The organism is Desmonostoc muscorum LEGE 12446 (assembly GCF_015207005.2).
Taxonomy (GTDB): Bacteria; Cyanobacteriota; Cyanobacteriia; order Cyanobacteriales; family Nostocaceae; genus Nostoc; species Nostoc muscorum.
This window is the reverse complement of the sequence record NZ_JADEXS020000001.1, coordinates 8,489,466-8,501,828: the sequence shown is the minus strand read 5'-3', so window position 1 is coordinate 8,501,828 and position 12,363 is coordinate 8,489,466. Positions and strand designations below refer to the sequence as shown.

General features: G+C 43.4%; 6 protein-coding genes. 4 read left to right on the top strand and 2 right to left on the bottom strand.

Annotated features, from left to right (window positions below):
• The first annotated feature begins 194 nt into the window (after positions 1–194).
• Positions 195–1,871 carry an IS66 family transposase gene (locus IQ276_RS34890; protein ID WP_235116243.1) on the top strand — a complete coding sequence of 559 codons (1,677 nt, stop codon included), beginning with the start codon at positions 195–197 and terminating at the stop codon, positions 1,869–1,871.
• 329 nt (positions 1,872–2,200) lie between these two features.
• On the opposite strand, the gene IQ276_RS34885 is transcribed toward IQ276_RS34890, so the two are convergent.
• Positions 2,201–3,040, bottom strand: coding sequence for an oxidoreductase (locus tag IQ276_RS34885; protein ID WP_193912834.1), 840 nt, complete (start codon positions 3,038–3,040; stop codon positions 2,201–2,203).
• A gap of 174 nt (positions 3,041–3,214) precedes the next feature.
• Positions 3,215–3,709: a nuclear transport factor 2 family protein gene (locus IQ276_RS34880; RefSeq protein WP_193912833.1), complete on the bottom strand. Its 495-nt coding sequence runs from the start codon at positions 3,707–3,709 to the stop codon at positions 3,215–3,217.
• A gap of 474 nt (positions 3,710–4,183) precedes the next feature.
• Between IQ276_RS34880 and IQ276_RS34875 the strand changes: the two genes are divergently transcribed.
• From IQ276_RS34875 to IQ276_RS34865, 3 genes are all read left to right on the top strand, one after another.
• Entirely contained in the window at positions 4,184–5,089 is a 906-nt protein-coding gene (locus IQ276_RS34875; protein WP_193912832.1) for an AraC family transcriptional regulator, read from the top strand.
• Between the two features lie 432 nt (positions 5,090–5,521).
• On the top strand, positions 5,522–11,563 hold the full coding sequence (locus IQ276_RS34870) for an AAA family ATPase (protein WP_235116242.1): 6,042 nt from the start codon (positions 5,522–5,524) through the stop codon (positions 11,561–11,563).
• 8 nt (positions 11,564–11,571) lie between these two features.
• Positions 11,572–12,201, top strand: coding sequence for a response regulator (locus tag IQ276_RS34865; protein ID WP_193912829.1), 630 nt, complete (start codon positions 11,572–11,574; stop codon positions 12,199–12,201).
• Positions 12,202–12,363 lie beyond the last annotated feature (162 nt).

Here is a 12,363-nt window from a genome sequence, read left to right as displayed (position 1 = left end):
TATCCAACTGCTTGAAAGTGAGTCTGATGTATAAATATTGTTATCGGAAAATACAGAGGGGAACTGGAAGCTTTTGAGTTGGTATTGGAATTTGCAGGTTGAATTTGTTTCGTTCCAGGTATCCGCTCAATAAATCGGGGTAGTAGAAAAAAGAAAAAGTAGATAGATGCACATAGCGTCGTAAAATATATGACATGGCGCAAAAGCAATCTCCAGAAAAACAAGTAGAGGCATTGTTGCAAACCATCGACCCATCAAAGTTTGCAGATGAATCATTGCGGCATACATTAACTATTCTGCTAAACGTAATAGAGCAGCAACAATTAAAAATTAAAGAACTAAGTGAAGAAAACCAAAAATTACGGGACGAAAACAATCGTCTTAAAGGTGAACAGGGTAAACCAGAGATAAAGAGCAATAAGCCTAAAGGGTTCAAGAGTAATCATTCATCCGAGAAAGAACGACACACTCCAAAAAAACATACTAAAAGTAGCAAAAATAAGAGTATAAAAGTAGACCGGACAGAAATTCTTGATTATCCATCGAGTGAGTTACCGCCTGATGCACAGTTCAAAGGCTACGAACAGGTAATCATTCAAGATATTTCACTCTTAACGGATAACGTATTATTCCGTAAAGAAAAATATTACTCGCCAAGTGAGGGAAAAACATATTTAGCATCTTTACCACCTGGATACGATGGAGAGTTTGGTCCAGGAATCAAGGCTTTAGTGATGAGCCTATATTATGGTGGCAATCTGACTCAAGGTAAATTGCGGGAATTTTTGGAGAATATTGGCATCTCAATGTCCGCAGGCTATTTATCAAATCTACTAATTAAAAACTCAGGCGATTTTGAAGCCGAATTTAATCAAGTCTATAGATGTGGGTTAGAAAGTAGCTCTTGGCAACACATAGACCAAACAAGTGCCCGTGTTAAAGGGGTAAATCATACCACAAATGTAATTTGTAACCCCTTTTACACAGTCTACTCAACTACAGCGAAGAAAGACCGACTAAGCGTAATTGGGGTCTTGCAAAACACACAAGAGCTGGAATACGTTCTGGGGGAGCTTACCTATGAGTTGCTCATCAGCTTTAATGTACCAACTAAGTGGCACAATCAAATTAAATTATTGCCTCAAGAAACAGTTTTTACGCAATCAGAGTTTAATTTCTTGCTAGATACGTATTTAAGCAAGCTAGGTGTTCAACACCGCACTCGTGTTTTAGAAGCTGCGGCAATTGCGTTCTATCATCAGCAATCTGAAATACCAGTGGTAGAATTTCTGGTCTGCGATGATGCACCCCAATTCAAATTAATCACAGATAATTTGGCTTTATGTTGGGTACATGAAGCAAGACATTATAAAAAGTTAAGTCCATTTGTGGGTTTTTATCAACAAACGTTAGACAAATTTTTAGGGAAATTTTGGGATTACTACCGAGAATTAGTAGCTTACAGAGATTCCCAAAACCCAGATACAAAACAGGAATTAAAGTCTAAATTCTGGAAGCTATTTGGTACTGAAACTGGATATAAACAATTAGATGAGCGAAAAAAATTAACAGCAGCTAAAGAATCCGAACTGTTGCTAGTCTTGTCACATCCAGAATTACCGTTGCATAATAATCCTGCGGAATTAGCCGCTAGGACTATGGTGCAGCGACGCAAAATTAGTTACGCAACTCAAACGAATGAGGGTACTAAGGCGTGGGACATTTTTATGTCTCTTGTTGCAACTACTCGTAAATTGGGAATCAGCTTCTTCGAGTACATACGTGACCGGATTTCTCTATCTTGTAAAATCCCCGAATTGGATACTATTATTCGAGAAAAATTCTCTCAATCCTCAAACTTTATAATATAGCGTTTGCATTCAAATAGAATGCCTGCGTTAGAAGAATATAGTTAACTCTCATGAAATCGGATCTTAGCAAGTCTTTTTACTTTTATTCGCTACCCCGACTTATTGAGCAGATACTTCGTCTTGCTGATTCACTTGCCTTTAAATCCTGACGCAAAAGTAATTTAAATGATTTTTCACGCTCCTTCAATTCTTTTGCTGCTACAAGAATTTCTGGTGATATGGCAGGATTTTCATAAGTAGAATAAACCCACTGTTTTTATCAAGCCTTAGAGCGCTTGCTTATTGGTTTTTATTCTTTCCTCCTGCCAAGTCCTATTTCTGTATCAAACTTAAAGTGAAACGGTATAATCAGTAGATTCAGCCAGAGTGCGCCATTGTGCTGTCTCTTGCTCGACGTAAGCGTTTTTCTCAGCAATGGCTCGAAGGGTGTCTGTTCCGAGAGGCAACCGTAGCGGTGGCGTATCCGCATTAGCGAGTTGAAGCATCGCCTGGGCAAGCTTGGTCGGATCTCCCGGTTGTTGATAGCTCAGGTCAGAGGCGATTTTACGAACTTTACCAACTGTCTCGGCGTAATCGGGAATTTCCATTGCAGTGCGCTGGAGTGAACTGCCATCGAGAAAATTGGTGCGGAAGTATCCTGGCTCGACCACCGTTGCATGGATGCCCAGAGGCGCTAACTCATCATGCAGCGCTTCGGTAATGCCTTCAACGGCAAACTTGGTTGAGGAGTAGATGCCCCACCCTGGAGTAGAGCGATAGCCCCCGATCGACGATAGGTTGATAATGTGTCCAGAGCGGCGCTGGCGCATACTGGGCAATACGGCACGAGTCATATTCAACAGCCCGAAGACATTCGTGCGATAAACCCGCTCCACCTCTTCGGCGCTGGTTTCTTCGATACCGCCGAGTACACCAAATCCCGCATTGTTGACTAACACATCGATCTGCCCAAAGCGTTCCAGTCCTGCTGCAACTGCCGCTTGCACCTGAGCTTCATCGGTAATATCCAAACTGAGCGCCAACACATTTGGGTTCGACTCAAATTGATGCAGATCGGTCTTTTTGCGGGCAGTTGCAATTAATTGATCTCCTGCTGCCAAAACAGCTTTCGCGATTTCGGCACCAATTCCACGGGAAGCACCTGTAATGAACCATGTTTTCTGAGTCATTGGTCGATCTCCTTTATTGCCTTATCCTTTCATTACCTTTTTGGTATGGGTTTATCTTAGGCTTTAATACAAAGGTTATAAATACATAAACCTTGCAGGTTATTGCCTAATTTTATCAAGTCAGGGTACGAAATAGACAGTTACGCTCGGTGTACTGCAAATCGCAATGTTTTATCACTTCTCGCGCGGCGGTACGCGCCTCCAGAATTCATCGAAGGCTATCGAGTCAAAGAATGCGATGACTTTAACAATCTTTCCGTCCCGCATCTCCATGAACCAAGCGTAGGTGTTGCGATAGGGCTTACCGTCCACTGCTGTGGCCTCACCATCAAACAACACAATGACTGTGTTACCTTCGCTGTATAAACTGCGGATAGTGGGGGATAGGGGTTTGGTCAACCGGGCGTTGAACGGTTGGATCACTGCATCCAGAAATTCATTGCGAGACGCATATTCTTTAGCAACTAGAGAATTTCCTGTAATTGTCCAGGTAGCATCAGCCGCAAGCAACTCGAACGGCCCTCCGGTTCCAGCGCGCCAGCGATCAAAACTTGCTTGAATCAGTCGCTTGTTCACTTCGGTCTTTGTTTCAGAGGCATTCATAGTTGGCGTTCCCATCAAACATGCAATGATGACGGCAACAAAAAGGTATCCTGCGCGGGTAAACATGTACACTCCTTCTGGGGTTGAGGTAGCTTCTCAAAATCATCGATCCACGAGTTTCTTTGCGACGGAACCGATCAGTCACAGTAACCGTGCATTCGCGCTGCTCGCATCGTCATCCTCCTTACTTGTTTGCCGGAGGAACTATGATTGGGTGTGTCGCAAAAATCCTTGAACGGAGAGGGTTTCCCCAACAATCGAAGTGTCGTACCGCTGCTCCAGATCTATCCAACCTTGGGACAGCGTTTGACCGATTTGGGGGAAGAATTGCAAAGTTTGTTATACCTTGCTCATTGCCTTATCCTCTCATTTCCCTTGAAATGAGTTCATCATAGAATTGAAAGGGTTGGCGCTAAATACATAAACCTTGCATATACTTGCCTAATACTCTCAAGTGGAGGATTGACCAGAGTGAATATTCTCTATAAAGTGTTTGGAAATGGCTGAATTTCTCAAGCATCCAGTAGGGCGATTGAAATAATGAAGCGGGGTACAGCGAGCAATTTATGTCAAGAATTGGCAACATTAGTGATTCGGCACACTCATGGAAAAGGAAACGGTATCCATTCAACCGCCATTGAGCAGTTGGAATTGATGCGGGAATCTACTGCTCCGACAGCCCTCTGTGCCGTGTATGAACCGACACTTTGCATTATTCTTCAGGGTAAAAAAGAAACCTTACTGGGCAAGGAAACCTATCACTATGGGACGGCTCAATACATCGTGGTCACGGTCGATCTGCCACTCAGCGGATTGATTGTCGAAGCAACACCGGATCAGCCCTATCTATGCTTTAAGCTCAGTCTGGACGCGACTGTGCTTTGGAATATTATCGATCAAATCCAGCACAGTCCAGATCAAAAAGAAAGTTCAGTCAGAGGCTTGTTCGTCAGTGATGCTGATGAATCGTTGATTGATTGTGCCATCAGGCTGACACGGCTTTTAGATACGCCACAGCATATTCCATTTTTGGCACCGATGATTGTTCGCGAAATCTATTACCGCCTTTTAATTGGTGAACAAGACGAAGCAGTTCGGCAGATTGCGACATTTGGGAGTCATATGCAGCGCATTGCGGAAGCGATCAAACAGATCAAAGCTGAGTTTACAAAAACATTGCGGGTTGATGATTTGGCAAAGCAAGCAAATATGTCTCCTGCATCATTCCATCGTCACTTCAAAGCAGTCACTTCAATGAGTCCGATGCAATATCAAAAGCAGTTGAGGCTGATGGAAGCCCGTCGTCTAATGCGGATCGAAAACACCGATGTAACCAATGCTGCTTATCAAGTTGGGTATGAGAGCGCCTCACAATTCAGCCGTGAATATTCTCGTATGTTTGGTATGTCACCCATTAAGGATATTGGACAATTCCGTAAAGTCTAAACAGGAGATTTGCTAATGCATTTGTATCAGCGACTTCGGTATGAGAGAAAGGCGCGGTATGCTTGAGGGTATTAAAGTTTCGCAAGGGTAATAACAACCTCAAGGTTGGACTTGTACAAGCGGCTCATGCCGCCAACAGAACCAAGGGTTATCTTGCGCTTATCGTAGTATTGTTGCTAGACGCGGTAAAAAAAGAGCAATTATGGCTGTTGCACATTCGATTTTAAAAATCGCCTACTACTTACTTAATTTTGCGTCAGGAGACTTATCAAGATTTGGGAGGTGATTATTTCGATAAACAAAAGCCAGAGGCGACAAAAAACGTTTAGTTAAACGTTTGCACTAAGTAAAGGAGTGTCTTTGTTTCATGCAACAAAGCCGGATTGCTGTATAGTTTGGGTTATGCCAGATTATCCTCTCAAGAGTTGCTCTATGATTGCTCTACCTGGTATTGCTATCCAAAACAAAATATACGAAAGTTCCAATTCTCTAGTATATCGGGGCATCAGAGAGGATGGAGTAGGGATCGTCGTAAAAATGCTAAAGCTTGATTATCCCTCTCCTCAAGAACTAACCCGGTACAGACAGGAATATAAAATTACCCATTCTCTGAATTTGGAAGGAGTTATCAAGGCATACACCCAGCAGGACTATCAACGCACTCTGGTGATTATCTTAGAAGATTTTGGGGGAGAGTCCCTAGAGCAATGGATGCACAAGCGCCCAGATATCTTCTGCCCCATGCCTTTATCCACTTTTCTAAGTCTGGCGATCGCCCTCACCGAAATTCTAGGCAGAATCCATGCAGCCAATGTCATTCATAAAGATATCAACCCTGGAAACATAGTCCTCAATCTGGATACTGGCGTTGTCAAAATTATTGACTTTGGGATTGCCACCCAATTTAACCGCATGAATCCGACTTTTAAAAGTCCTCATGTGTTAGAAGGAACACTTGCATACTTGTCTCCAGAGCAAACAGGACGAATGAACCGTTTGCTCGATTACCGCACCGATTTCTACTCCCTTGGTGTGACATTCTACGAACTACTAACCGGACAACTGCCATTTCCAACAACGGACATCCTTGAGCTAGTCCATTGTCATATTGCTAAACAGCCACTTCCACCTCACGAACTGAATGCAGCGATCCCTAAAGCCGTTTCAGATATCATTTTGAAATTGATGGCGAAAAACGCAGAGGATCGTTATCAGAGTGCCTGGGGCATCAAAGCAGATTTAGAAATCGGTCTTCACCAGTTCGCACAAACCGATAAAATCGATAGCATTCAACTGGGTCTTCAAGACATTTCGGATCGGTTTCAAATTCCTCAAAAATTGTATGGACGTGAAGCAGAGATTGAAGCATTATTAACAGCATTTGACAGAGTAGCAGAAACAGGAAATAAAGAATTGAGAGTGAAGAATCAAGAAAATTCTCAATTCCAAGTTGAGATGATGTTGGTATCTGGCTACGCTGGGATTGGCAAATCAGCGTTAGTACAAGAACTCTACAAGCCCATCACTGCAAAACGCGGCTATTTCGTCTGGGGTAAGTTTGACCAATTTGGGCGCAATATTCCCTATAGCGCGATCGCAGATGCCCTGCAAAAATTGGTACAACAATTGCTAGGTGAACCAGACGAGCAAGTGCAACAATGGCGATCGCGCTTGCTAACGGCTTTGGGAACCAACGGACAAATTATCATTGATATCATCCCGGAAGTTGAATTAATTATCGGCAAGCAGCCGCCTGTATCAGAAGTTGGAGCAACTGAAGCTCAAAATCGCTTCAATCTAATTTTTCAGAAGTTTGTGCGGGTGTTTTGTTCAGAGTCACACCCGCTTGTGATTTTTTTAGATGATTTGCAATGGATAGACTCAGCAACCCTGAAGTTAATCGAGCTGATGTTGCTTGATGAACAAACCCAATTCCTATTTTTAATTGGAGCCTATCGGAATAATGAGGTAAATCCAACTCATCCGTTGATGTTAACGCTAGAGAGACTGCGAAAACAAGGGGCAGTGCTTCAGGAGATAATTTTAGCACCATTAACGCTTGAGCCATTGAGTCAATTGATTGCCGAAACGCTACATCAGAATGCAGACACCGTTTGTTCCTTAGCTGGGTTAGTACTGCGTAAAACCGAGGGCAATCCTTTCTTTGTCAGTGAATTTTTGAGAATGCTGCATAGCGAAAATCTGCTGACATTTGACCCCCCTCAATCCCCCCTTACTAAGGGGGGAAGTCAAGGGGGGTGGCAATGGAACATTGCTGAGATTCAAGCCCAGGATATTACCGATAATGTGGTGGAGTTGCTACTGAGCCAGTTAAATAAATTACCAGAAAACACACAGCAAATTCTTCAGTTAGCAGCTTGTATCGGTGCTGAATTTAATTTAAATACGTTAGCGATCGTTTACGAAAAATCTCCTCAAGCAATTTCTCTAGATTTACTAGTAGCCATTCAAGCTGGACTAATTCAACCTATATCTGAATTAGACGAAAACCTATTAGTTCAAGAATATAAGTTTTTGCACGATCGCGTACAGCAAGCTGCTTATGCTCTAATCGATGAGTCGCAAAAACTTGGAGTACATCTGCAAATCGGTCGCAATTTACTCAAAAAGACTTCGCCAGAGCAGCGAGCAGAGCGGTTGTTTGAAATCGTTGATCAACTGAATTATGGAATCGAGTTAATCAGTGAGCAATCTGAACGGAATGAAATTGCCAAACTGAATTTGCAAGCAGGTCATAAAGCACTTGCAGCGACGGCTTATGAAGCAGCTTTCAAGTATTTCAATACAGGGCTTAAACTTCTTAATGTGGAAAGTTGGCAGCGTGAGTATGACCTAACTTTGGCGTTGCATTCCGAGGCAGCAGAGGCAGCATACCTCAGTGGTCACTTTGATGAAATGGAGCGGCTTGTAGAAGAAGTCCTCAACCGTGCGAAGACGGTACTCGATAAAGTGAAAGCTTACGATAGCAGAATTCAAGCATGGCTGGCACGAGGAAACCCTAAAGAGGCTCTAAAAGCTGGTTTGGAAGTGCTGCAACTCTTGGGAATTAGTTTAGTAGAAGCCCCAAGTCACTTAGACGTTCAAGCAGGATTAGAGGAAACAGCTTCACGATTGGCTGGGCAAGAAATCGAAAATTTGATTGATCTGCCAGAGATGACTGAAACTGTACCACTGGCAGCAATCTATATTTTAGTCAGCACAGTGGGAGCGGCTTTTAATGTGTCACCGCCTCTGATGGTGCTGATTGTCTGCAAAATGGTAAATTTATCGATCGCTCATGGAAACGCTATCTGGTCGCTTCTCGGTTATGCTGCCTATGGCATGATGCTATGTGGAGTTGTACAAGACCTTGAACTGGGCTATCGATTTGGCAAACTATCCTTAAATTTAGCGAAAAGATTAAATAACAAGAGAGGTAACTGCAAAGCATTGCTGATGGTGAATTTCCATATCATTCACTGGAAAGCCCACCTTCAAGAAACGTTCCCCGCTTTAGCGGATGCTTACCAAAGCGGGATAGAAAGTGGAGAGTTTGAATTTGCAGGTTATTGTGCATTTAGCCTATGTTATTGCCCCTTTTTTGCAGGACAAGAACTGACAGAACTGGAACAACAAACAGCGATTTATCGTAAAGCCACCAGTCAAATTAGACGAGAGACTGTTTCCACTTGGCTGGCAATGTTGCAGCAAACGATTCTTAACCTGCGGGGTCAATCTGAAAATCCAAGTCGCTTAGTAGGTTGTCTCTATGACGAAGAGCAAGCACTATCACAGGCGATCGCTGTCAAGGATGGAACTAGCCTTCACTACTTTTACTTAAATAAGCTGATTTTATGCTATCTCTTCGGGGAGTATGAGCAAGCTGCAAAAACGGCTACTTTATCAGAAGAATATTTAAGCGCAGCCACAGCATTAGTTTCTGTACCACCATTTCATTTCTATGACTCCCTCATATTTTTGAGCTTGTTTGCGGATGCTTCAAACTCTGAAAAAGAAGCTTCGTTGAATCGCGTTAACGCCAACCAGGAAAAAATGCAGAAATGGGCATACCACGCCCCCATGAATTTTTTACATAAATTTCAGTTAGTTGAGGCAGAGAAAGCACGAGTTTTGGGTCAGTTTTTTGAGGCAGAGGAGTTTTACGAACAAGCAATTCAAGGTGCTAAAAAAAACGAGTACCTTCAAGAAGAAGCCTTAGGCTATGAGTTAGCTGCTAAACATTACTTGGCTCGTGGTCGAGAAAAATTTGCTCATCTTTATATGAAGGAAGCCCATTACTGCTATGAGCGGTGGGGAGCAACCGCAAAAGCCAAAGATTTAGAGACTCGCTATCCACAATTTTTTCCTCAGTCGCTGAATGTGTCTCCCACACCAGTTCACACCACTGCTAGAACTACTTCTAACACCTCACATATTGCTTTCGATTTAGCAACAGTGATCAGAGCATTCCAAGCCATCTCTCGCGAAATTGAACTGGATCAGTTACTCAATTCTTTGATGCAGATATTAATTGAGAATGCTGGCGCACAAACTGGGTGTTTGATTTTGGAAAACGCAGGAGAATGGGCGATTGAGGCTGCTTGTGAACTGGCTGATGGTGAAGCAGTTGCGGTGGACGGGTTCCCCGGCATAAGCAAACTGCTGAACCCGGAGGGTGCGAATTCTTGTACTACACAAGTACTGCAATCGATTTCAGTGGTAAATCGCCTACCCGAATCCATCATTCAGTATGTGATTCGGACTCATGAATCTGTCATCTTAAATGATGCAACTCGTGAAGGTAATTTCATCACTGAGCCATATATTCAGCAGAACCAAACGAAATCACTTCTTTGTTTGCCACTGTTGAATCAAAGTAAACTTGTTGGCGTGTTGTACCTGGAAAATCAATTAGCAACTGGAGCATTTACACCGGAGCGAGCGCAACTTCTAAATCTACTATCTACTCAGGCAGCAATTGCGATCGAAAATGCCAAACTCTACTCAAAGCTTTGCGCCAGCGAAAGTCAGATGGCTCAATTTCTAGAAGCGATTCCAGTGGGAATTGGCATCGTCGATGCGGTAGGTCGTCCTTATTACGCCAATCAACGGGGTATCCAGTTAATGGGTAGAGGGATTGATCCTTCCGTACCACCTAATCAAATCGCTGAGGTTTATCAGTTCTATGTGACCGGAACAAATCAAATCTATCCAACAGAGAGACTGCCAGCCATCCGGGCGTTGAGCGGCGAACGTAGCAAGATTGATGATGTAGATATCCGGCAGAACAATGCAACCATTCCAATTGAGGTATGGGGTACTCCTGTGTTTGATGAACAGGGCAAGGTAGTTTATGGAATCGTTGCCTTTCAAGATATCACAGAGCGGAAACAAGCAGAACACCTGTTAGCCAATTACAACCGCACCTTAGAGCAACAGGTCGCACAAAGAACGGCAGCTTTACAGCAAAGCCAAGCAGAACTGCGCGAGCGAGAACAGCAATTACGACTGATCACGGACGCTCTACCTGTTTGTATCACTTATGTAGATGCCAACCAGCGTTATCAGTTTGCCAACCGCACCTATGAGGACTGGTTTCACCGTAGTCGAGGTGAGATTCTGGGCAAGCATGTTTGCGAAAACTTGGGTGAAGCGTCTTATCAAGTTGTACAACCATACATCAATCAAGCACTGGCAGGGCAAATCACAACCTATGAGGCAGAAATTCCTTGTGTATTTGGCAAGAAATATATCAGTAATTCCCTCATCCCTGATTTCGATGGCAATGGTCAAGTGAAAGGATACTATGGTCTAATTGCAGATATCAGCGATCGCAAACGTGCTGAGGAAGCTTCCATTTTGGAAGAGCGCAACCGTATGGCACGAGAAATTCACGATACATTGGCGCAGGCTTTTACGGGCGTTTTGCTCCATGTAGGATCTGTAACACAAATGCTGGTAGATGATTCGGGATCTGCTCAGATATATCTGGAAAGGCTAGAAAAGATTGATGAATTAGCTCGAACTGGACTTGCTGAAGCTCGTCGTTCAGTGGTAGCGCTCCGTCCCCAGTTGTTAGAAGAGAATACTTTACAGAGCGCTCTGCATCGCCTTGTGACTCAAATGCGGTCAACTACCAAGACCACCTTAATCTACGAAAGCAAGGGTATAGTTTACTCTCTGCCAACTGAAGTAGAAAATCATTTACTACGGATTGGGCAGGAAGCTTTAACAAACGCCATCAAATACGCCAATGCTAGTACAATTCTGGTTGAGCTAGTGTACAACGATGCTCAATGTCTTTTGCGCGTTAAAGATGATGGGCAGGGCTTTGGGCTTGGTAGTATTTCATTACCTAGTGGCTTTGGTTTGCTGGGAATAAGCGAGCGAGCAGAACGAATTGGCGCACACCTGGCGATTCAAAGCCAACCTGGGCAAGGAACGGAAATTGTTGTTATTGTCAACCGGGAGTAAAAATAACCATGAGTCAATCCACTAAAATTCGGGTTCTGATTGTTGACGATCACTCCCTCGTTACAGAAGGATTGGCAAACATCATTAACTACGATCCAGGAATGACAGTGGTTGCTCAAGCGGAGGACGGACAACAGGCGATCGACCGTTATCGTGAACATCAGCCTGATGTCACCCTCATGGATTTAAGAATGCCGAAAATGGCAGGGGTTGAAGCCATCACTGCGATTTGTGCTGAATTTAAGTCAGCTCGAATTATTGTGCTAACAACCTATGATGGCGATGAAGATATTTATCGAGGATTGCGAGCAGGCGCTCAGGGCTATCTGCTTAAAGATGCAAAACCAAATGAACTTTTAAATGCGATCCGCATCGTTCATAATGGTCAACAGTATGTTTCTCCGACTGTGGGAAGAAAATTGGTAGAACGGATGAACAACCCAGTACTCAGCGAGCGAGAGCTAGAAGTACTCCGTTTAATGGCGCAGGGATTGAGTAATCAAGACATTGGAACTGCTCTAAATATTGGTGAAAGCACTGTTAAATCCCATGTGACTCGTATTTTGAGCAAACTGGGAGTTAGCGATCGCACGCAAGCCGTCATTGTTGCTGTTAAACGTGGGCTTGTTAATTTATAGGTTTCACGTTAGTTGAGCCTTGGATTCCGACTTTAGTCGGAGTAAATCTACTGCTTTTGACGGATTACTTCGTCCATCCTTATAATGTGCCAAATTATGGACTTTCAGTGGATGACATGTAGGAGTCAATTACCTATATTAAATTCATGCAAACGCTAACCA